At 67.3% G+C, this 20,735-nt stretch carries 19 protein-coding genes and 1 pseudogene; 10 read left to right on the top strand and 10 right to left on the bottom strand.

The window, feature by feature from the left end:
* Positions 1 to 65: 65 nt before the first annotated feature.
* Together ABEB17_RS08650 and ABEB17_RS20025 are read right to left on the bottom strand one after the other, a co-directional pair.
* Positions 66 to 335 carry a DUF3349 domain-containing protein gene (locus ABEB17_RS08650; protein WP_345716387.1) on the bottom strand — a complete coding sequence of 90 codons (270 nt, stop codon included), beginning with the start codon at positions 333 to 335 and terminating at the stop codon, positions 66 to 68.
* 123 nt (positions 336 to 458) lie between these two features.
* Positions 459 to 803, bottom strand: a pseudogene (locus tag ABEB17_RS20025) (DUF3349 domain-containing protein); the annotation flags it as partial.
* Here ABEB17_RS20025 and ABEB17_RS20020 point away from each other — a divergent pair.
* A complete protein-coding gene (locus ABEB17_RS20020) occupies positions 723 to 944 on the top strand; it encodes a hypothetical protein (RefSeq protein WP_378227023.1) in 222 nt (73 codons plus the stop codon). The pseudogene ABEB17_RS20025 and the gene ABEB17_RS20020 sit on opposite strands and share 81 nt — an antisense overlap.
* A gap of 281 nt (positions 945 to 1,225) precedes the next feature.
* Positions 1,226 to 2,077, top strand: coding sequence for a GGDEF domain-containing protein (locus ABEB17_RS08635; RefSeq protein WP_345716275.1), 852 nt, complete (start codon positions 1,226 to 1,228; stop codon positions 2,075 to 2,077).
* A 232-nt stretch (positions 2,078 to 2,309) separates the two neighbouring features.
* Here the strand turns inward: ABEB17_RS08635 and ABEB17_RS08630 are convergent, their stop codons facing one another.
* Positions 2,310 to 4,547, bottom strand: coding sequence for a glycoside hydrolase family 15 protein (locus tag ABEB17_RS08630; RefSeq protein ID WP_378227022.1), 2,238 nt, complete (start codon positions 4,545 to 4,547; stop codon positions 2,310 to 2,312).
* On the opposite strand from ABEB17_RS08630, the gene ABEB17_RS08625 reads away from it, so the two are divergent.
* Complete coding sequence (locus ABEB17_RS08625) at positions 4,468 to 5,436, top strand: TMEM175 family protein (RefSeq protein ID WP_345716273.1); 969 nt, start codon at positions 4,468 to 4,470, stop codon at positions 5,434 to 5,436. The genes ABEB17_RS08630 and ABEB17_RS08625 overlap by 80 nt on opposite strands.
* Positions 5,437 to 5,878: 442 nt before the next feature.
* Here ABEB17_RS08625 and ABEB17_RS08620 read toward each other — a convergent pair whose 3' ends face one another.
* Complete coding sequence (locus tag ABEB17_RS08620) at positions 5,879 to 6,220, bottom strand: hypothetical protein (protein WP_345716272.1); 342 nt, start codon at positions 6,218 to 6,220, stop codon at positions 5,879 to 5,881.
* Between the two features lie 267 nt (positions 6,221 to 6,487).
* On the opposite strand from ABEB17_RS08620, the gene ABEB17_RS08615 reads away from it, so the two are divergent.
* The 7 genes from ABEB17_RS08615 (at position 6,488) to ABEB17_RS08585 (ending at position 11,891) form a co-directional block, all read left to right on the top strand.
* The gene (locus ABEB17_RS08615; protein WP_345716271.1) at positions 6,488 to 6,964 is read left to right on the top strand and encodes a hypothetical protein; all 477 of its coding nucleotides are present in this window, start codon (positions 6,488 to 6,490) and stop codon (positions 6,962 to 6,964) included.
* Entirely contained in the window at positions 6,961 to 7,458 is a 498-nt protein-coding gene (locus ABEB17_RS08610) for a plasmid mobilization protein (protein ID WP_345716270.1), read from the top strand. The genes ABEB17_RS08615 and ABEB17_RS08610 overlap by 4 nt, the downstream gene beginning before the upstream one ends.
* Positions 7,455 to 8,234 carry a DUF2637 domain-containing protein gene (locus tag ABEB17_RS08605; protein ID WP_345716269.1) on the top strand — a complete coding sequence of 260 codons (780 nt, stop codon included), beginning with the start codon at positions 7,455 to 7,457 and terminating at the stop codon, positions 8,232 to 8,234. The genes ABEB17_RS08610 and ABEB17_RS08605 overlap by 4 nt, the downstream gene beginning before the upstream one ends.
* A 411-nt stretch (positions 8,235 to 8,645) precedes the next feature.
* Positions 8,646 to 8,861 (top strand): helix-turn-helix domain-containing protein, encoded by a 216-nt coding sequence (locus tag ABEB17_RS08600; protein WP_345716268.1) that lies wholly within the window; start codon positions 8,646 to 8,648, stop codon positions 8,859 to 8,861.
* A gap of 270 nt (positions 8,862 to 9,131) precedes the next feature.
* Positions 9,132 to 10,385, top strand: coding sequence for a relaxase/mobilization nuclease domain-containing protein (locus tag ABEB17_RS20015; RefSeq protein ID WP_378227021.1), 1,254 nt, complete (start codon positions 9,132 to 9,134; stop codon positions 10,383 to 10,385).
* A gap of 249 nt (positions 10,386 to 10,634) precedes the next feature.
* Complete coding sequence (locus ABEB17_RS08590) at positions 10,635 to 11,237, top strand: DUF6000 family protein (protein WP_345716266.1); 603 nt, start codon at positions 10,635 to 10,637, stop codon at positions 11,235 to 11,237.
* A gap of 183 nt (positions 11,238 to 11,420) precedes the next feature.
* Positions 11,421 to 11,891, top strand: coding sequence for a YdeI/OmpD-associated family protein (locus ABEB17_RS08585; protein ID WP_345716265.1), 471 nt, complete (start codon positions 11,421 to 11,423; stop codon positions 11,889 to 11,891).
* A gap of 215 nt (positions 11,892 to 12,106) precedes the next feature.
* Here the strand turns inward: ABEB17_RS08585 and ABEB17_RS08580 are convergent, their stop codons facing one another.
* The 6 genes from ABEB17_RS08580 to ABEB17_RS08555 all read right to left on the bottom strand — a co-directional run bounded on the left by ABEB17_RS08580 (position 12,107) and on the right by ABEB17_RS08555 (position 20,671).
* On the bottom strand, positions 12,107 to 12,379 hold the full coding sequence (locus ABEB17_RS08580; protein ID WP_345716264.1) for a MafI family immunity protein: 273 nt from the start codon (positions 12,377 to 12,379) through the stop codon (positions 12,107 to 12,109).
* 52 nt (positions 12,380 to 12,431) lie between these two features.
* A complete protein-coding gene (locus ABEB17_RS08575; protein ID WP_345716263.1) occupies positions 12,432 to 12,737 on the bottom strand; it encodes a hypothetical protein in 306 nt (101 codons plus the stop codon).
* A gap of 355 nt (positions 12,738 to 13,092) precedes the next feature.
* Complete coding sequence (locus tag ABEB17_RS08570; RefSeq protein WP_452039201.1) at positions 13,093 to 14,841, bottom strand: acyl-CoA dehydrogenase family protein; 1,749 nt, start codon at positions 14,839 to 14,841, stop codon at positions 13,093 to 13,095.
* 47 nt (positions 14,842 to 14,888) lie between these two features.
* Entirely contained in the window at positions 14,889 to 16,127 is a 1,239-nt protein-coding gene (locus ABEB17_RS08565) for a CaiB/BaiF CoA transferase family protein (RefSeq protein WP_345716261.1), read from the bottom strand.
* Between the two features lie 242 nt (positions 16,128 to 16,369).
* Positions 16,370 to 18,550, bottom strand: coding sequence for a malate synthase G (locus ABEB17_RS08560; RefSeq protein WP_345716260.1), 2,181 nt, complete (start codon positions 18,548 to 18,550; stop codon positions 16,370 to 16,372).
* 90 nt (positions 18,551 to 18,640) lie between these two features.
* Positions 18,641 to 20,671 (bottom strand): ABC transporter permease, encoded by a 2,031-nt coding sequence (locus tag ABEB17_RS08555; RefSeq protein WP_345716259.1) that lies wholly within the window; start codon positions 20,669 to 20,671, stop codon positions 18,641 to 18,643.
* Between the last annotated feature and the right edge of the window lie 64 nt (positions 20,672 to 20,735).

Raw genomic sequence — 20,735 nt, 5'->3', positions numbered from 1 at the left:
GGAGTGCACCTGACCGGCACTGACGGGCTTGGGTGCCGACGCGGCGGCCCGCAGCCGATGGGGGTTCAGAGGCTGAGGTCAGTCGGCCATCCGTGGCCGGTCAGGTACTGCCGGACGCGTTCCACGTCCTCGTCGGCCGGCAGCTCGGCCGTGATCCCCACGATCGCGGTGCCGATGTCCGCCCGGTCGGGGGGCAGCACCCCGTCACGGATCAGCTGCTGGCCGACGTGGATGACCTCCCCGTCGGTGAGCCGGCGTCGCAGCAGGGCCAGCAGTGCGATGTAGTCCCGCTCCGGCAGGCCCTTGGGGTACCCGGTGCGCAGCCAGTCGACCACGCGCGTGACCAGGGTGGTCCGGGTGGTCGGCTCGTGCTCCTGCGGCCCTGGGCCGTGAAGTGCCGCGAGCGGCCAGCCGGCAGCCGCGAGGCGCGCCGAGACACGGAGCACGTCGCCGTCCAGGATCGGTCCCTTCAGGACGTCGGCGATGCGGGCCTCGATGACGGCCCGGTTGACCAGGGCCTGCCCGTTGGCAGCGTCGTCGACGAGGTCCTGCACGACCTGCTCGAGCTCGGTGTCGGTCAGGGTGCGTCGCAGGACGCCGAGGACGGCGACGTAGTCCTGCTGGGGAACGCCTTCGGGGTAACCGGCGCGCAGCCAGGCGATGGCCCGACGGACCGCACCGTCGCCTCCCGGGCCGGCGACGCCGGTAAGGGCTTCGCGGTCGTGGCGACCGAGGTCAAGCAGCTCGCCCAGGCCAGCGCCCGCTCGGCCGAGGAGGTCGCCGAGCGCCTCGCCGAGGTCCAATCGGGCACGAAAAGCGCCGTAGACGCGATCGGCACCATCAACACCGCGGTCGAGCAGGTCACGGCCATCCACGAAGAGATCGCCTCCATCATCAGTGCGCAGTCCACCGTGATTGACACGTTCCTAGGAGGGCGCCGCTAGTCCCCTTCCTGGCGGCTGCACTCGTCAGGTCTGGTGGGGGTTGCGCTGCATTTCTGCGATCCGCCCGTCGCCTCAGCGGGTTGGTCCGTACCGTGGGCTGTGCGCGGTGATGCGCTGGCTGCCAGGGGGCTTAGATGGCGTTCCGCGAACCAGAACCGGACGACGGTGGGGGGCCGTTCGATGGCTTCGCTGAGGCCGCCCGAGCCGTCCTCGACGGTCTTCGCAGCCAGGTCGGCCTGCGGCTTTGGCTGGTCACCCGAGCCGCCGGGGAGGACCAGATCGTGCTGCAGGCGGAGGCGCCGGCGGGCTCAACCGTCACCGAAGGAACGGTGCTCAGCTGGTCGGGATCGTTGTGCACCCAGATGGTGGCCGGAGAGGGTCCCACTGTCGCCCCTCGGGTAGCCGACGTCCGTGCGTACGCCCGAGCCGCCAACCGGCAGTCCATGGATATCGAGGCCTACGCCGGGGTGCCACTGCGCCTTGGCGACGGGACAGTGTTCGGGAGCCTGTGCGGGTTCGACCCCGAGCCCCAGTCCGACGCCCTGCTGGCAGCCAAGCCCGCGATCCAGCTGGCGGGCCGGCTGCTGGCCACCGTGCTCGACCTTGAGCTGGGTCGCGAGCAGCTGACCCGTCGAGCCGAACGGGCTGAGCTCGACGCCACCCGTGACGAACTCACCGGCCTGGCGAACCGGCGTGGTTGGAACCAGGTAGTGGCTGCCGAGGAGGCCCGCTGTCTGCGATACGGCCACCCAGCCTGCGTTCTCGTCCTGGACATCAACGGGCTCAAGGCGGTCAACGACGACCGCGGTCACGCCGCCGGTGACGAACTGCTCCGCACGTGCGCGCAGGTCCTGAGCAGGACCACCCGGGACGCTGACCTGGTGGCGAGGCTCGGTGGGGACGAGTTCGCCGTCCTGACCGTGGAGACAGACGGCGCCGGCGGGCGCAAGACTGCTGCCCACCTGCGCGAGGCCCTCGCTGCCGCAGGCATCCCAGCCGCCATCGGGGTCGCCACGCGCCCTGCCGACGGTTCGTTGGACGACGCATGGCGCCTGGCGGACGCCGCCATGTACCGGGACAAGGCCACAGGTTCCAGCTCATGTCACACGACTGAGGCTGACCGCCGTCAATGATCGCGCGGCCGGGACGACGCCGGTTGAGTTCATTGCGGACATCACTCTCGGCGCCGCGCTCACATCGGCAGCGGCAGGCACCCTGGCAGTGCCGGGGTATGGCCTCTCTCGGCAGGAGTTGACCTGCGGCTAGTCCAGCCAGCTACGCAGCGATTGCGCGGAGGCCGTGCGCCAGCAGGCTCGAGCCGTGCGCCTTCGCCGCGGACTCGACCTGCTCGTTACGCGAGCGGGTTCAGCCGGCAGTGCCGCCGTATCGGTGTCTCACCGCGGATGGCTGCTCGACGACCCGGCTGGCCGCGAGGTTCTGTGCCAGCCGTACGAACTGGGCGTGCGTCCAGGCGAGCGGGGTGGCGGACGTCGTCGCGGTGCCGGGGGTGAAGCCGGGCTGACCGGACGGCGGGTAGTCATCCCAGACCTGCTCGGGGAGCATCTGCGCCGACCCGGCGGTTCGCGCCATCGCTGCCAGCTGCTCGCGAGCGGCGGAGTCGTGCCCACCAGCGATGAGGTACTCGCCCCGTTCGCCGTTCAGCAGCGGCCAGGCCCGTCCGTGGTTGAGAAGCGAGCCGTCCGGCAGGCCGATCTCCCACGGGCTCCCGTCAGCCTGCTCGCCATAGCCGTCGAAGGAGGCGCGGTGCCAGTACAGCCCGCGAGCCGTGCGGACGCCGAGCTGCTCGTCCACCACCCGCAGCGTGTTGCGTACGTCGCGGTCCTGCGCCGGCAGGACCCCGAGGCGCACCAGGTCCAGGAAGCTCGGGTCGACGACCCGCCGCTGGTCGACGTCGGCGGGGCCACTGTCACCGATCGTGTACGTCGTGCCCAGGTCCGGGTGTCCGTCCTTGGTCAGGCGCAGGAAGTATGGCTTGTCGGAGTAGGGACCGTTGGTGGTGAGCGTCCAGGCCTTGAGGCGGCGCTGCCAGTCGTCGGCGGTCGCGAGGTAGCGACGGGCGTCCGTGGTGGCACCGTTCGCCCGCGCGATCCGTGCCGCGCAGACCAGGCCGGCGATCTCAGCCGCGATGGTGTTCGGCGAGAAGCCTGACTGGTTCTCCCACCGCTCGGCCGGCGTGTACGGCGCCGCGTACCCGTCAGCAGAGAACGAGAGCAGGAACTCCATGGCAGACCGCACATGGGTCCAGGTGGCGGCGTCGCGCCGTCCCAGCTGGTCGGCCAGCACGACCGGGAGCGCCACCTCATCCAGCTGCAGCCCGCCCCAGAACGGGACACCGGCCACGGTCGAGTTCTGCGGGAACGACCCGTCCGGCTTCTGCTGACGGTCGAACAGGTACGTCAGGGCACGGCCGGCGCCGGCCCGATCGCCGGCAGCGATCAGCGCGGTGGCGATCTGGTAGAGGTCGCGGGACCACACCAGGTGGTAGGGACCGCTCGGCTCGTCCGCTCCGAAGGCCCACGGTGCCGACGGCGACGCCACGTAGGCACCGCGGTAGGTCTTGTCCTCACTGGCCGCCAGGACCAGGACGGACGTCTGGTAGAGCCGGCGCTCGGACGCCGTCAGCGCGGACGGCGCTCGACGCAGGCCGTCCTGGTAGCTGCGCCATCCGCGCGCGTAGGACGCCGACACCTGGCTGAAGCCCTTGCGCAGGGTGGCCTGCGCGCCCGCGACCGCGCCGTCCTCGGTGGGGGCGAACGAGATCGCCAGCGTGGCGGAGCGGTGACTGCGGCCGTCGACCGCGAGCTGTCCCGTCTGCACGAGGTTGCCAGGCGCGGCCGTCGCGTACCGGCCGTCCAGCCGGCCGTCGGCCAACAGGTCGGACTCGCCGTCGCTGGTGCCGCGGTACCCGTTGGACGTCGCTGTCATGGCCGGCGCGGCGGCTAGCGCGCTGGCCGCGGTCGCGTCGCTCGCGACCAGCGTCCTGCCACGGGTACTGCCCGCGTCGTCGTTCCTGCTGTTGGAGAGTGCCGGGTCGTACACGGCCCAAACCGGGTGCGCAGCACCGTCGGCACTGCTGACGGTGACCTCGAGGACGACGGACGCCCGCGACGGGTCGGTCACGGTCGTGGTCCGCAGCTGCCACCGCCCCGAGCGCGCGGCGTACGTCTGGGTGAACGACAGCCCACCAGATGCCACACGCTTGGTGCTCACCGTGGACGCATCCGAGGCCCGGACGACGTGACCCGGCTGATCCTGCACGAGCAGATCGAGGCTGCGGGCCGCGGGAGTGCTCAGGTCCGGGTAGAAGATCTCGCCCAGCCCGCCGGAGCGCTGCTGGGTGAACCAGACCCGGCTCGCTCGCGTTGCCGACGTGCCGAACCCACTCTTGTCCGCGGGCAGGAAACCCTCCTGCACACCAGGGCCGCCCGGCGCCGCACCGTCGGCCGACGTGCCAGCCACGCCCGTTGCACCGCTGGCACCGGGCGCGAGCAGAGTCGAGAGCGTGACGGCCGCGGCGGCGACCGCGGCGAGCGCGACGGCGGGTCGACGTGAGCCCTGGGATGGGACGACCGAACGACGCATGCGACTGCCTCCACGCTGGGACGACGCCGTCCACCGTCCACCCAACCCGTCGACACGGCAACCGGAGGCACGCTCCGACCTCGACGAGTCCGCGCGGCTCCAGCCACTTCTGTTTCTGGGGCTCGGCGGTCCCAGAGCGCGCTCGATCAGCGCCCGGAGACTTCGCACCGTGGAACTCGCGGCGGCGGGCAGCGGGAATCGGTGGCGCCTACTCGCGCTTGACCGGGGCATGAGCTTGCAGAGTCGCTGGTGGAGCGGCAACGCGCTGCGCGGTGACGCTGGGCGACTGGAGGCGTTCAGCGACGGCGTCCTGGCCATCGCGATCACGCTGCTCATTCTGGACGTCCGGGTGGACCCCACCGATGGTGAGTCCCTGACGCACGCATTGCACGAGGCGCTCCCGCAGATGGCCGCCTACGCCGCCACCTTCCTGCAGATCGGCATCATCTGGGCCAACCACCACGCGCTGTTCCGGCTGGTCGCCCGCGTCGACCAGATGCTCCTGCTGCTCAACCTGCTGCTGCTGGCTTCTGTCGCCTTCCTGCCGTTGCCGACCGGCCTGATCGCCGAGCACACCAGCGGGGACGACGGCCAGACCGCTTCGCTGCTCTACGGCGCGACGCTGACGCTCAGTGCCGTGGCGTTCAACCTGATCTGGCGCCGGGTGAGCCGGCGTGGCTTGATGGTCCCAGGCGTGTCGGCAGCGTTCGTCCGCGACGTCGACATCAGATACCTGTCCGGACTGATCGGCTACGCGGTGGCCACCGCGTTGGCTCTGGTCGCGTCCTGGTTGACCATTGTGCTCACGGTGCTGCTCGCCCTTGTCTTCGTCCTCGGCCCATCACCGCGGTCGGCGATGCCCGAGCAGGCCGCCGCGCCGGACCACTGATCCCTGGCAGATAGCCCAGCCCGATCTCGAGGGAGGCCCCTCCGTCAACTCGGGCTCGTTCCTCCAGACAACCGACGGGTGACCGGGCTGCGGGGGCAAGCGGACCCGCAAAAGGCGGCACGAACAAGGCCCCCAACCGCGTTTCCGCAGGTCAGGGGCCTGATCCGTAGTAGTACCGCTGTCTCAAGACGGTGCGCGCCCGAAGGGATTCGAACCCCTAACCTTCTGATCCGTAGTCGGCCTGGCGGTTGTCCGGCTGGAACCGGGAAAGCCGCCACAGGTCGCTGACCTGCGGTTTCGTCCCGTGCGGTGGTGTCGGTTCGTCCGGCCGGGGATGTCTCGAGCGTGCACGTCCCGTGCATTTCCTAGCGCGCGGTTAGCGCGTAGCCCCTTTCCCAGCTCGTTCAGAGCCCATGCGCCGATGGGAGATCTCGTCATGCCCTCAGACCCACCTGACCAGCTGGATACCGCCTCGGATCACGATCCGCCCGGTTCCGATGTCGGCGACGAGGGGTCGCTGCTGGTCGAGGAACAGCGGTTCGCGATCGTGCCGGAGTGGGTGATCGACGCCGACATCCCGGACGGCGCCTTCCGGCTCTACACGCTGCTGCTGCGCTATGGCAACGGGTCCGGGCACCGCATGCCGGCTAGGCCGACGCTGGCCCGACGAATGCGCCGGTCCGTCGACGCCGTGGATCGGGCGATGCGGCACCTGGTCGAGGCCGGCATGGTGCGAGTCGAGCACCGCCGCGCGGGTCGCCAGTTCCTGTCCAACCGCTACCACGTGCGCACCTCGGCGCCTCCGGTCCCGGCGATGCCGGCCGGTGGGGGTGGCCGCAGTTCTGCGGCCACTCCGCCGGCGGGTCAGCCAGCACGTCGTTCGGTGATTTCGGGTAGCCGCAAATCTGCGGCCACCCCTGGCCGCACTTCTGCGGTGGGACTGGCCGCACAAGTGCGGCCCGACCGAGAGATCTCTACCCAGAGCAAAGAACCACCGCCACCAGTTCGCGATCCCGCGCCCGTCGGGGCGGGGCGGGGCACGGCGGTGGAGGTGGCCAACGATGACTTGCTGCGAGAGTGCGGGATCGACGGGTCGGCTGGCCTGGACGAGCTGTCCCAGCGCTGCATCGCGGCCCGGCGCGCCCTCGGACAGCCCGGGGGGCGATGGGCGCCGCAGTGCCTGGCCGTGGCGATCCGGATGGCTGTGGTCAACCGCGGCTGGCCAGCCTGCGACGTCGTCGCCGCGCTGCTCGCCGTGGCCGCCGACAAGGTGAGCCGCTCCCCCGTCCGGGTCGCGGAGGCCGGCCCCTGGTGGGACGCCGTCCCTAGCGATGTCGCCAGTGCGGACGACGCCCAGTCGCTGGCGGCCGCCGAGGCGAGGCTGGCCGACATCGGCGGACGACGCGTCGCCCTGCAGGCTCAGGCCCGAGCAGAGCTCGGGACCGAGCAGATGCCAGTCACCCGCGCCACCGTCGTTCGCCGCGCCGTCCAGATCCTCGATCGAGACAGCGAGCAGGTGGACCCGTGAGCGAGTCGCAGCCCGGACGTCGACGAGCACCCGGTCGCGACCGCGATCACCTCACGCCCGGCCGGCCGCGGCAGGTCAAGCTCCGCTACAGCGACGACGAGTACGCCGCCGTCGTCCAGGCTGCCCGCGAAGCGGGGCTGACGCCGACTGGGTACGCGGCCGAGGCCGCCCTCGCTGCGGCCCGCGGAACTGAGACGCCGTCGACCGCGCCGTGGCGGGTCGCCCTGCTGGAACTGATGGACGCCCGCGGCCAGGTCCGCCGGGTCGGGGTGAACATCAACCAAGCCACCCGGGCCATCAACGCCACCGGCGAGGCACCCGACTGGCTGGACTGGGCACTGGCCATGACCGACCGGACCGTCGACCGGCTCGATCAGGCAGCGGCCGCGGTTACCGACGTCGCCCGCCAGACCCGGCGCAGCCAACGGACAGCCAGACACGGCCCCACCGCCGGACAACCAGCCGGACAGCCAGCCGGACAGGCGGCGTCGTGACCGCGACAGCCACTGGCACCGCCAACACCGGGCGGCCAACCCTGGACACGGTCATGGACGCTGCCATCGCTGTCGGTGTGTCCGTGCTCGTGGCCATCGGGTTCGTCACCTCCTACGACACCCTGCGTCTGCTGGCCGCCACCGACGGCGGCTTCGCGCCGTGGCTGGCGCCCGCCGTCCCCCTGTCCTTCGACCTGGGCATCGTGGTGCTCAGCCTCAAAGTCCTCAGCGCGGCCAGGGTTGGCAAGACAGCGCTGACCCTGCGAGTGCTGGTTATCGCCTTGTCCGTGGCGTCCGTGGCCGCGAACGGGGCCGCCAGCGCCGGTGCACCTGGACGGCTGCTGCACGCCGTCCCGCCGGCCATGTTCGTGATCTGCTTCGAGTCCGTCATCGCCAGCGCCCGCCGACAGGCACTGGCCGGACAGCGACGACGTCCACGCCGCGCCATCGTCTGGCTGCTCGCACCCCGCGCGACGTGGCGTACCTGGCGCGCCGCCATCCTGGCCGAAGGCCAGGCGACCCCCATGTCGGTGACCACGACACCCGCCAGGCCGAGTCGCCGCCAACCGGCGCAGACACCTCGAGCGGACAGGGCTCGTCGGCTCGAGCCGCCCGCCGAGCGCCCTGGCCGCGCGCAGGTCGCCGAGCGAGTTCTGCGGACCTGGCCAGACATGACCGCAGCGGAACTGGCCGCCCAGCTGAACGAACACGGTCATCAGGTCTCAGTACGAACCGCGCAGCGAATCAAAGCCCAGGCGCTGGACGCCGCAGCCTGACCGCCGGAGTGGGTGGACCGGCGGTCAGGCGTTTAGCCGCCGTCGACCTTCGATACCGAGAACAGGACTGAGCAGCTCGCGGACCGCGGCGTCGTTCAAGGACGCACCCTCGACGTCGAACACGCCCACCCCAAGGCTCACCGATGTGACAGTGCGGTCGAGTACTGATCGGACGACCGCACGTACCAGCGCAGCGTCCCTCCGGAGACTGACCCACTCCCCCGTCAATCGCCCCTGCCGGTAGTCGTCGATGGAGGCCAGACAGATCCTCGGACCTGCGGCGGCCAGAGAGCTGCCCACGAGGGCAAGGCCACTGGGACTTGGCGAGCGTTCCACCGCGAACCTCCAAGGCCATCGGTGCTACTTATCAGTCTGTAGACTTAAAAGTAGCAGCATCACAGGCTCAACGACGTGCGCGGCGACCTTCAGAAGCTAGTTGGACGGAACCTCCGCCAGATCCGGGAGGACACCGGACTGAGCCAGGAGGCGTTCGCAGATCAGCTGGGCGTGCACCGCACCTACCTGGGTGGACTCGAGCGGGGCGAACGAAACCTCACCCTCCAGACCCTCGAGTCGCTCGCCGAGCAGCTCGACGTCCCTCCGCTGGACCTCCTCGGCGACCGGTGACAAGGCGACTGCCTGGGATGGTAAGCCGGCCACTAGAGCGGAGCAAGATATGCATCTGGTACCCAGATGCAGGCTGAGAGTGGCGACCGGGCGCGGTCGAATCAACCGCCCTGCCTGACCATCCGCACCAAGGGTGACCAGCACTTAGCCCCGATAGCCACATGTGGCAGACAACGCTTCTGCCAGCCAGTCTGAACTTGGCCCAACTGAATACGCTCAGCTGACAGCCGCGTGGCGCGCATCTGCTGAAGTAGATGGCACCATGTCCAGATGATCGGCAAGGTAGTCCGTGGAGCGCATGCGGGAGGACTGCTGCGCTACCTCTACGGGCCGGGACGGGCGAACGAGCACACGGACCCTCACCTGGTCGCCGCATGGGACGGCCGGACAAGGCGACTCGAACCCCACGGCCAATTCGGTCCCCTCACCGGGCTACTCGAGCAGCCTCTCCGCACCGGGTCACGGCTACCCGAGCAGCCCGTCTGGCACTGCTCACTGCGCACCGCGCCGTCCGACCGTCGGTTGACCGACGACGAATGGGCCGCCGTGGCGCGCGACGTCGTACATCGCACGGGTTTTGCCCGGCGCGACGAGGAGGACTCCGGTTGCCGATGGGTCGCCGTGCGGCACGCCGACGACCACATCCATGTCGTCGTCACGCTGGCCAGGCAGGACGGACGCCGAGTGTCGACGTCCAACGACTATTACCGTCTCGGTGAGGCCTGCCGACGGGCTGAACGCGAGTACGGCCTCCTCGTCACACCGCCGCGGGACCGCACAGCCGACAAGCGCCCCACCCGGGCTGAGACGGAGAAGACCGCCCGCCAAGGCGAGTCCGTGCCAGCACGCATGCAGCTCCTGCGTGAGGTCCGCGTCGCCGCGGCGGCCGCGGCCGACCCTGAGGACTTTCTTCAGCGACTCAGCGGGGCGGGGCTGCTCGTCCGGCCGCGGCGCAGTCAGAACACTCAGGGGCAAATCACCGGGTACTCAGTCGCCTTGCCCGGACATCGCACCGCCGCGGGCCATCCGGTCTGGTACGGCGGCAGCAAGCTTGCCACTGACTTGTCCTGGACCAAGCTCAGCAGCGTCTGGGCGGCTGAGCCCGCCAGCCTCGCTTCGGATACAGCGGATCTACTGCAACTGGCGGCCCGCAGGCAGGAAGGACGACGAGGGGGTCCGCTGACCGAGGCGGCTGCGACGTTTGAGCGCGCACGTCGAGAACCCTTCAATCGGCCCCCTGGACTGATGGACCATCAAAGACTGCTCAGATCCGCGGCCAAGGCACTCCGGGCGAACAATCACGGGATGCCGCCGGAGGCACGTTCGCTCGAGCGCCTGGTGGACCTGGTCGTCGCAGTCGCACGGCTGCGCGCCGCCCAGGGACGGACGGCTCAGGGGCATGCGGCCCGCGCGGCTACTGCGGCACTCCGTGCTCACCTCGGCGCGTCCCCGTCCTCGGCGTACCAACCAGGATGGGTCCCAAGCTCAAGGCTCTCCGAGTCCGCACCGGTAGGCCGGCGCTGAGAGCTGAACTCGTCTTCGGCGAGGTCCACACAGTAGGAGGGCACCCGACTTCGCAGCCGCGCGAATTCACCCCTGCGTGAGGCAGTTCCTTGCGCCGGCCCGTCCACCGTCCTGGCCCGGCTGACGGCGCCGAGGCGTGCCACCGCCAGACAGTCGCCGCGGACTCTTCGTCAAAGTTGGATGCGCCAAGGCACGACCGGATCTGCCGAGATGAGTGCGTGACCCACCTTGGACCGGCATGCTGACGAAGTGCCAGACGAGCGCGAGATCCCCATGCCCTACGACGACGACCCCGAGTTGACGGGACTCTTCGAGCGATTCGTGATGCCCGACCGGCGATACCTGGAACTGCTTCATGGAAACTACCTGGCGAAGCCCGAGCAGGAGCGCCTTCGGTTCGTGTATGCGCTGCTTAATGACGCGGGCGAGATCAACGACGACGCGGTCGGAGTTCTGCTTTCCTCCGAATGGCGAAGTCGGCTGACGGCGGCGTACCTCGTCGCCGCCTCCAGACGCGAGCACTTCGTGCCCTTAGTCGGTGAGCTACTGATCGAGAGCCAGCTTGTGTACTCAGGCCAGGGTTACTGCATCGCACTGGCGAGCATTGGAACCACCCTGGCCACAGAGCAGCTCACTGCCTACTTGGATCGCTGGCTCCCTGACGTCGAGGCGCGCTACGACCAGTGGTGGGCAATGGCCGCCCTTGTCAGCGTCGACCGCAGAACCGGCGCCAGTCACTCCGACCGCTTCCTCAGCGCAGACGGGCCGTGGGAATCCTGGTCCCAGGGTCGTCTTGAGCTCGAAGACCAGGTCAACCTCACCATGAGCCTGCTCGCCTCACTGGGTCACTGACCGCCGATTTCGACGCCCGACATGCCGCGTTGAGGGCGGCTACGCCGACGAGCGCTTATCGCTCGCGGCCGCCGGTGGCGGCTATCGGGAGTTAGCCTCCTCTGCACAGCGATGAGTGCGGGCGTGGACGGCGGTCTACCGACTGTTCGAAGCCCGGAGGCGGGCCGTTCATAAGGAGTACACATGACTGAAGGTGCCGCCGAAGCTGTTGCATTCCGAACCACGATCGCCGGCTCTGGGGGCAAGGCCGGCATCGTCGTCCCCGACGATGTGATCCAGCGACTCGGCGCGGGACGCCGCCCTGCGGTGCATGTGGATCTTGACGGCTTCGGCTACCGCAGCACAGTGGCTGTCATGGGCGGGACGTACTTGATCGGCGTGAACGCGTCGGTCAGGCAGGCAACGGGCCTCGAACCAGGACATCCCGTCACCGTGACGCTCGCCGTGGCCACGGCGCCTCGCGAAGTGATTGTGCCGGAGGATTTCGCCGCCGCCCTGGCCGCCGATCAGGAAGCGCAGACGTTCTTCGATGGACTGTCGAACAGCATCCAGCGCTATCACATAGACAACATCAACTCCGCGAAGACGCCGGAGACCCGTGCCCGGCGAATACAGAAGGCCGTGAGCCTGTTCCGCGAGGGCAAGCAACGCTGAGCGAGGGTCACCCGACGCCCCCCCCGCACCAGCGGCTGTAGCCATCCGCTCCTGCCGCGTTGAGGGCGCCTACGCTCGCCCGGATCTGCCGCGGTGAGGGCGACCGCTCGCCCGGATCTGCCGCGGTGAGGGCGACCGCTCGCCCGGATCTGCCGCGGTGAGGGCGACCGCTCGCCCGGATCTGCCGCGGAGCGTGCACGGGCGCGCCTTGGGCGCTACCTCGCCGGACAGAAGGTCAAGGCGTGAGGGACTCGATCATCCATCTGCATGCGATCGACGAGAGCAAGTATGTTGGCCCGCTCCTCTGGCGAGAGCGGCTTCTCGTCCTCGCTCAGTACGTCGGCCAACTGCTCCAAGGCCAAACCCAGTTCGTTCGCGTCGATGAACTCCGCGATCAGCGTGATGTCCTTGCCAGGCAGTCGGTCATCCAGCCGGATCAGAAGTCCGTGCAGGATGCCGGCGATCTCCTCGTAGCAGGCGCGGTCCACGGCGAAATCGTGCCACATGAAACGCACTCATCTGCCGCGGTGAGGGCGGCTCCTAGGACGCCTTTGGGGTAGTGATGTGGCGCCGCTTCGACACTGCGGCCCAGCCAGAGAAGCCGAGCCCGACAACGCCAAGCGCCGTGAGCGCAGCGCCCATCAACGTCTGCCTATCCGTCGAGTCAAGAGTGCAGACCAATCCACACGTCTCGGGCAGGACCTTGCGGTAGCTCTCTAGATCCGCGTCCGACAGGTGCTCCCAGGGCCTCAGAAGCGGGCTTTCAGCCAGCAGTAGCCACACGCCGAACAACAGCACCACAAGCGACACGAACAGCAGGAGGGCAGGGCGGCGGCGCAGGAGCATGCGGCGACGCTAGCCGGGCCCGTGACGCAGCGCCGTCGTTCTGCGCAAAACGCCACTCGTCTGCTGACCTTGGACCTGCTCCCAAGCCGCCCGGATCTGCCGCCGACCGTGCGCGGTCTTGCCTATGAGCGGCAACTGATTGCTTCTCGACGATCACAGTCGTAGGGTCCAGCGATGCGACGGAGCGACGACGGAAGCCTGACCTTCGACCGCTCTGAGGTTCGGCTTCTTCGTGCCGCGATGTTCACGATGGAGCACTACGCCGACAGCGTCTGGGACGCGAGCGAGTATTGCTAGCTGGATCTGGAGGTCGACTCGACCTCATGACCTACCCATTGTCCGGGGAGGCCGACATTCACAGGAAGTTGTCATCCAGATCCACGACGATGCGGTCGTGATCGTCGACGAGGTCGAGTGTGCGAACTGCCATGGGGAGCTCGTAGGCGAAGAAGTACCGACCGGCCAGCCGCTTGCCCTCATGGATTCGGTTGGCACCACGTTGGGCAGCGATCATCTGCTCGAGCCACATCCAGGCAACCACAATGTGTCCGGCCGCATCGGCGAACGCAGTGGCCTGAGCAGCGAGCAACAGTGGGTCGCCAGCGTCGCGCAACCGCTGTGTCACTCCAACGAGAAGGTCGACAGCTCCGCCTAGCTGCCCCGCGAAGGCGGAAAGCTCCTCGGGAGTCTTATCTATCGTTGCTTGACAGGATGCTCGCAGCACCTCGAGCTCAGTCAGCGTAGGCGTCGCCAGCTTTCGCACGAGTAGGTCCAGCGCCTGTATGCCGTCGGTGCCTTCATGGATCGGGTTCAACCGAGCATCTCGATAGAACTGTTCGACCGGGAAGTCCCGCGTGTAGCCGGCGCCGCCATGTATCTGGATGGAGAGATCATTGGCCTTGCGGCACCACTGTGAGGGCCAGGCCTTAACGATCGGGGTGAGCACACCCAACAGGAGGTCGAGGCGCGCAGCCTCTTCTTCGTCGTCGGCGATTGCTTTCAGGTCGAGAAGCTTGGCGGCGTACAGAACCAGGGCGAGTCCGCCCTCGACGTACGACTTGCTGGCGAGCAACATCCGACGAACGTCCGGGTGGACGATGAGGGCGACCTGAGGCGTTCGTGGATCCTTGTGACCAGGAAGTCTCCCCTGCGAACGAGCCCGCGCGTAGGCAAGGGCGTGCAGGTAGCTCGTGTACCCCAGTCCGACGGCGCTGGCGCCCACTGCAACCCGGGCCTCGTTCATCATGTGGAACATGTGATCGAGGCCGTGTCCGAGCTCTCCGACCAGCTGACCGATCGCTCCGGGCTCACCGTCGGGGAGGTGGCTTCCGCTGCCGAAGGCCAGCACGGCGTTGACGGTGCCTCGGTAGCCCATCTTGTGATTCAGCCCGGTGGCGATCACGTCATTGCGTTGCCCCGGGCTGCCGTCCTCGCCCAGGAGTATGCGCGGCACCAGAAACAGACTCAGTCCCCGAACGCCGGCGGGCGCTCCTTCGACCCGCGCCAGCACGAGGTGCAGGATGTTCTCGCTCATCTCGTGGTCGCCGCCACTGATCCACATCTTGTCGCCGAAGAGTCGAAAAGTGCCGTCCGGCTGCGGCACTGCGCGGGTGGTCACGTCGCCGAGCGATGAGCCTGCCTGCGACTCCGACAAGCACATCGTGCCGAAGAACCGGCCCTCGACCATCGGGCGAACGAATTGTTCGATCTGCTGTGGCGTGCCGAAGGTGGCCAGGAGGTTGGCGTTGCCCATGGTGAGTAGTGGATATGCAGCCGTGGCCGAGTTGGCCGCCTGCAGCCACGTGAAGCATGCACGACCGACGACTTGCGGCAGCTGTCCGCCACCGACTGCTTCGTCCATGGCGCTGCCGAGCAGACCCGACCTGCCGTAGGCCTGTAGCGCCTGCGCGACCTCAGGTATGACGGCTACGTGTGCACCGTCGAAGGTCGGCTCATTTAGGTCGCTGAGGCGATTGTGCGGGGCGAAGTTCAGCGTCGCGAGATCGGCGGCCAGGTCGAGCACAGCATCGAAGACCTCGCGCGAGTGTTCGGCAAATCGCTCATGCTCAGTGAGCTTCTCGACATCGAGCCAGTCGTACAGCATGAAATGTAGGTCCGGTTCGGACAGGATCAGCGAACCGGCCTCATCGCTCACGATCTGGCCTCCGCAGTGGACTGCGCAGCGGCGATGTCCCGGTCGGCCGTTCCAACGACACCGCGGCGCACGAGGTTGTCCACCAGGTCGTCGACGTAGCCGAGCTCGTGAAGGACCTCGCGGCTGTGCTCACCCAATAGTGGTGGTCGTCGGGTGATTCCACTGGCCTGCTCATCGACCCAGAGGGGACCTCGAAGGAGCACATCGGCTTCCGGGCCTTCTCCGACGGTTCGAACCATCCCGAGGGCTTGCACTTGGGCATCCGCGAAGACCTCGTCCATCGCGTACACCGGTCCGCATGGCACCCCGACTTGCCGCAGGGCCGCCATCCAGTCATCGGCGGGCCGGGTCATAAAGAGGGCGTTGAGCTCATCTGACAGCGCACGGCGATTGTGTGTGCGCTGCGCGGGCTCGGCGTATTCGGGGCGCGAGGCGAGCTCCGGAGACCCGAGCACGTCACAGAGCGACACCCATTGGGCTTGGGACCCAACGGCGACGTTCAGGCTGCCGTCGGATGCCTGGAAGGTGCCGTACGGCGAGATCAATGGATGGTCGTTGCCCTGCGGATCGGGGACTTCGCCAAGCGAGAGGTAGCGCTGCGCTTGGAACGTCATCATCGAGATCGCGCTCTCAAGGAGCGAGGCGTTCACCCGGCTGGCGCGCCCATTGTGCGCCCGTCCAGCCAGGCTGGCGGCGACCCCGAAGGCGGAGAGCATGCCGGCTGCGAGGTCGACCACCGGAATGCCGACTCTCATCGGTGTCTGGTCTCCTGCACCAGTAACCGACATCAGCCCGGCCATGCCCTGGGCCACCTGATCGAGTCCGACGTCCTGACTCATCGGGCCGACCTCGCCGAATCCACTGATGCTAGAGATCACGAGGTCCGGTCGCTCTTGCCGCAGCCGTGCTGGGTCCAAGCCAAGCTTGGTCAGCACACCGGGGCGAAAGTTCTCCACGAGGACGTCGGCGTCGGCGACAAGGTCAGACAAGATCGACTTGGCTTCCGGCGTGCGCAGGTCGAGCGCAATCGACCGCTTGTTGCGGTTCGTGCTCAGGAAGTAGAGGCTTCGCGCTCCATTGAACGGCGGCCAGTGTCGTGTGGCGTCGCCGAGCGGCAGTCCCTCGACCTTCACGACGTCAGCACCGAAGTCGCCGAGCAGTGAGGTGCAGAACGGGCCAGCCAGAGCACGTGTCAGATCGACGACGCGTACTCCACTCAGTGGTAGTTCGGACACGATTCTCCAGACGGGTCAAGGCTCACGCGATGACTGGCGGAGGCACCAGCATGTCATGCGAACCGCTATACGGTCCACTGGTCCGCATGGCGGGCCAGGTCTGAGCCGACGCAAATGCGTCGGGGGCGGTCTCCCACTGTTCCTGAAACCGACTTGTCCTCGGACCCTCCCTAGGGCCCTCGGACTGAGGTCAACGAGTTCGGGCCGAGGCAAACGTGGCTCCGGTCCTGGGGCGTTGGCGGTCAGGGTGGCTTCGCGGGGATGGCACGCTTCTGAATGCGCCGCCAGCGGCGCAGTACCAGTTCGGTGTACCCACACGGCTGCTCTGCTGCCGACATGACAAGTTCGCGGGCGGCGAGGAAAGCGCTTCCGTCGTATGACGGGGCCATCGGTTGATATGCAGGCTGGTCTGCGTTTTGGGCGTCAACGACGAGAGCCATGCGACGCAGCGAGTCCTCAACTTGCTCGGTGTCAACAACGCCGTGCTGCAGCCAGTTCGCGACGATCTGCGAGCTGATCCGACAGGTCGCCCTGTCCTCCATGAGGGGGGTGCCATCGATGTCGGGCACTTTAGAGCAGCCCACTCCGTCGTTGACCCACCGAACTGCGTACCCAAGGATGCCCTGAATGTTGTTATCGATCTCCGCGCTTCGCTGCTCGGATGTCCATTGGTCTGGGTTCCCCAGGGGGACTGTCAGCAGTTGCGCCAGGTTTCGATGGCGAGATGGCCGGGCGAGCTCCGCCTGATGCGTCAGGACATCCACGGCGTGGTAGTGGAGGGCATGCAGAGTGGCAGCTGTTGGTGAGGGAACCCAGGCGCAGCTGGCGCCCGACAAGGGATGCGAGACCTTCTGCTCAAGCATCTCGGCCATGTTGTCGGGCGCCGGCCACATGCCCTTGCCGATCTGAGCGCGTCCCCGGAATCCGCAGGACAGTCCGATCGACACGTTCTGCGTCTCGTACTCGCGCATCCATGGCTGACGCTTCATGGCAGCCTTGCGAACCATTGGTCCGGCCAACAACGAGGAGTGAATCTCGTCGCCAGTCCGGTCGAGGAAACCCGTATTGATGAATGCCACGCGATCGCTGGCGGCATGGATGCATGCCTTGAGGTTGGCGGAGGTGCGGCGCTCCTCGTCCATGATGCCGATCTTGATCGTGCACGCCTCCAGACCTAGGAGCTGCTCGGTGCGACGGAGGAGCTCACACGCGAAGGCAACCTCCTTCGGTCCGTGCATCTTTGGCTTGACCACATAGATCGAGCCGACCCGTGAGTTGCTACCGGCCCGCGGACCGCGGAGATCGTGCAAACCGCAGACCGCGGTGATGAGGGCATCCACGATTCCTTCGGGTACTTCGTTCCCCTGAGAGTCCAGGATTGAGTCGGTCGTCATGTGATGCCCGACGTGCCGCACCATCAGCAGCGCAGTGCCCTTGAGGGTGGTTACGCCGCCGCTGGTCGTCCTGAACACGCGATCCGCGTGCAGCCGGCGTGTGAAGGACGCATCCTTCTTGACCACCTCGGCCGTCAGTGTCCCCTGCATCAGTCCAAGCCAGTTTCGGTACCCGCGGACCTTGTCCGATGCGTCGACGGCAGCCACAGAGTCCTCAAGATCCATGATCGCTGTGACGGCAGCTTCGACGACGATGTCGCAGATGCCGGCTGCGTCTCTCGCACCGATCTGGTGGCCGCGGTCGAACTCGAGGATGACGTGTAGCCCGTGATGCACGAGCACGACACTGGAGGGGCCTTCCCGAGGGCCGATGTATCCGATGAAGGCTTCGGGGCGTTGGAGGACGGTGACTTCTTCACCTTGGTGGACCACCAGGCCGGCAGCACCAACCTCATACGACGTTGCGCTTCGATGCGAGCCAACGGTCAGCGGGAAGATCTCGTCCAAGAAGCGCCTGCCTCGGCCGATGACCTCGTCCCCGCGTGCCGGGTTGTACCCCCGGCTGCGCGCTAACCGACCAGACTCGGGAACCGCATCGGTCCCATAGAGCGCGTCGTAAAGCGAGCCCCACCGCGCGTTCGCCGCGTTCGTTGCGAACCTGGCATTGAGCAGCGGCACCACGAGCTGAGGTCCCGGCTGACTTGATATTTCCTGATCGACGCGAGTTGTCGTGATCTCGAAGTCCTCTGGCTCGGGGACGACGTACTCGATCGAACGAAGGAATGCCTCGTAGCCCCCACCTTGCTTTGGAAGATTCTGATCACTGTTGTACACGTCGAGGGCAGCTTGTATCGCCACGCGCTCTTGCAGGAGGGCGTTCAAACCTGGCCGGAGATCACCGACCATCTCGGCGGCGCCCGACCAGAAGCCTCTCTCGTCCAACCCTGTTCCGGGGAGCGCTTCCAGGCGCACGAAATCGTGCAGTTCGCGGGCGACCCGCAGCTCGCCCTCAGCGACCCTTGTGATCACGGGAGGTCCAGGGGTCGACCGGGTCAAGACACGACCCTGCGGGCCAAATGACGTCAACCGGACCACAAACGCGCGGCCGGCCTGCGACCGTCATGCTGCGTCCTGACGGGAGGTCACCGGTTGACTCTCTCCGGCCACAGCCGTGTGACCCCCACGGCCGACGAGCCAGTGGCCCCAACGCTCCAGTGCGTTCGCTGGGCTCTTCCCGCTCGGGATCGGCGTTGCGATTCCGTTCGGGTTCTGGATAGCGGTCAACGTGAGCGCGATGCCAGCGATGACCGCCTGGTAGATCCCGAGCCCGAGGTACTTGTCGAAGGCGCTGACCATGAGTCCCGCACCCGACAGGAGCAGGCCCGCTACGACGGCGCCAGAAATTCGACCTATGCCGGCGACGTACGCGATGGCGAGCAGGCCAAGGGACTGGAATACCCCGAACGAGGACGCGGACACGCTGCCTTGCTGATACGCCAGGAGCACGCCACCAAGGCCCGCGATGAAGCTCGAGATGCCGAACGCCAACAGCTTGGCTCGGGGAACATTGATGCCCGACGCCGCGGCTGCGCGCTCGTTCGAACGTACGGCCAAGAGCATGCGCCCAGTGGATGAGTTGCGCAGCCGCGCGACCACGACGCCGACGCCGATGACGATCGCGAGGATGAGAACACCAAAGATGGTTCGCGGGTAGTCAGGTCCTGAGGCAATCCCCAAGTTGAAGCCCATGAACGTCGGGGTCGGGACGGTCAAACCGCTGTCCCCTCCGCTGAACTTCGCGTTGTTGAACAGGAGGACGTCGAGCGCGGATCCAGCGGCGAGCGTCACGATGGCCAAGTTGACGCCGCGGACGCGCAGGGCCGGCAGTCCGATGAGCAGACCCAGCGGTACCGCGGCGACCGAGGCGATAAGCAGCGACAAGGGGAAGTTGATGCCCAGGTCTGCGGAGACGCGTGCCACGATGAAGCCGGAGAATCCTGCGAAGCTCAACTGCGCCAATGAAACCTGTCCGACAAATCCAGTCAGGACTACAAGCGAGAGTGCCAGACAGGTCCAGATGATCGAGGTCATGAAGGCGGCCTTGAGTGAGCCGTGCAGCAGCATCAGGACGACTGAGCCGGCAATCAGGGTCAGCAGCGCGGTCTTGAAGGGAGCGCTGGGCCGACCAACCTTCGGATAGTCGGGGTCGGCTAGCTCGCCACGAGGGATGAGGCTTCGACCGCGCCAGGTCATGATGACGAGGATGACAAGGAACGGGATACCTTCTGAGATTCCTTGCTGGGGCAGGTTCTGGTGCGACGAGAGAATGTGCACGATCTGGGACTGGGCCATGCCGAGGGCTAGTCCGGCAAGTGCGGTGCCGATGAACGAGCGGAATCCTGCCAGGAGCGCGACACACAGCGCGGGAACGATGAAGAGCGTGTACGAAGTCGGGTCCAGGTTCGAGATGGGCGACAGGAGAATGCCTGAGACGCCAGCGAGGACCGTCGCGAGAATCCAGTTCTGCATCGCGATGCGAGTGGACGACAGGCCCATGACCGCGGAGCCAACATCGCTCTCGGCTCCAGCTCTGGTGCGCAGCCCGAATAGCGTTCGGCGGTACACGTAGGCGAGCACGAGAGCGAGTAGGACGACAAGGGCACTGAGCCACAACCTGTCGGTCGGGATCGGCACCCCAGCGATAGTGATCGTGCTGCTGGGCAGGACGGGAGCCGTGGATCGACCGGAGGTGCCGTAGTTGAGGACGGCCGTGGCCTGCAGGTACAGCATCACGCCGACCGAGGCGCAGACCTTGGTGAGCGGCGTCGACCGCTGCAATGGCCTGTAGACCACGTAGTAGAGCAAGGCCCCGAGCAGAGCCGAGAAGATCAGCGTCCACGCGATGCTGGTCGGGAGCGGTACCCCGGTGTCAGAGATGTGCAGTGTGTGCGGGAGCACGGGCCAGGGAAACGTGAAGTCGCCGTCGTCGCGCAGGGACACGAATTGGAAGGCGCACATCATCGCGACTGCGCCATGCGCAAAGTCAACGACACCCGCGGCCCGATACTTCAGCACGAGGCCCAGGGCAAGAATGCCGTAGATCGCACCCGCGCCGAACCCGAGTACCAAGAAGAGCATGGTTTCGGTCATGTCGCCTCGTGTCGTCGAGAAGGATGGATGGTCGGGTTCGCCCGCTCGACAGCAGCGCCGAGCG

Origin of the sequence: Angustibacter luteus, from assembly GCF_039541115.1 — a bacterium.
Lineage (GTDB): Bacteria > Actinomycetota > Actinomycetes > Actinomycetales > Angustibacteraceae > Angustibacter > Angustibacter luteus.
The sequence above is the reverse complement of the archived record's forward strand: the minus strand, read 5'-3'. Positions and strand labels throughout refer to the sequence as shown.

Bases quoted from the DNA above. Each gene is read 5' to 3' on its own strand.
- ABEB17_RS08630 (WP_378227022.1), bottom strand. From the start codon at position 4,547: ATGCGTCGTTCGGTCGTCCCATCCCAGGGCTCACGTCGACCCGCCGTC.
- ABEB17_RS20015 (WP_378227021.1), top strand. From the start codon at position 9,132: ATGATCGGCAAGGTAGTCCGTGGAGCGCATGCGGGAGGACTGCTGCGC.
- ABEB17_RS08585 (WP_345716265.1), top strand. From the start codon at position 11,421: ATGACTGAAGGTGCCGCCGAAGCTGTTGCATTCCGAACCACGATCGCC.
- ABEB17_RS08575 (WP_345716263.1), bottom strand. From the start codon at position 12,737: ATGCTCCTGCGCCGCCGCCCTGCCCTCCTGCTGTTCGTGTCGCTTGTG.
- ABEB17_RS08570 (WP_452039201.1), bottom strand. From the start codon at position 14,841: ATGCTGTACGACTGGCTCGATGTCGAGAAGCTCACTGAGCATGAGCGA.
- ABEB17_RS08555 (WP_345716259.1), bottom strand. From the start codon at position 20,671: ATGACCGAAACCATGCTCTTCTTGGTACTCGGGTTCGGCGCGGGTGCG.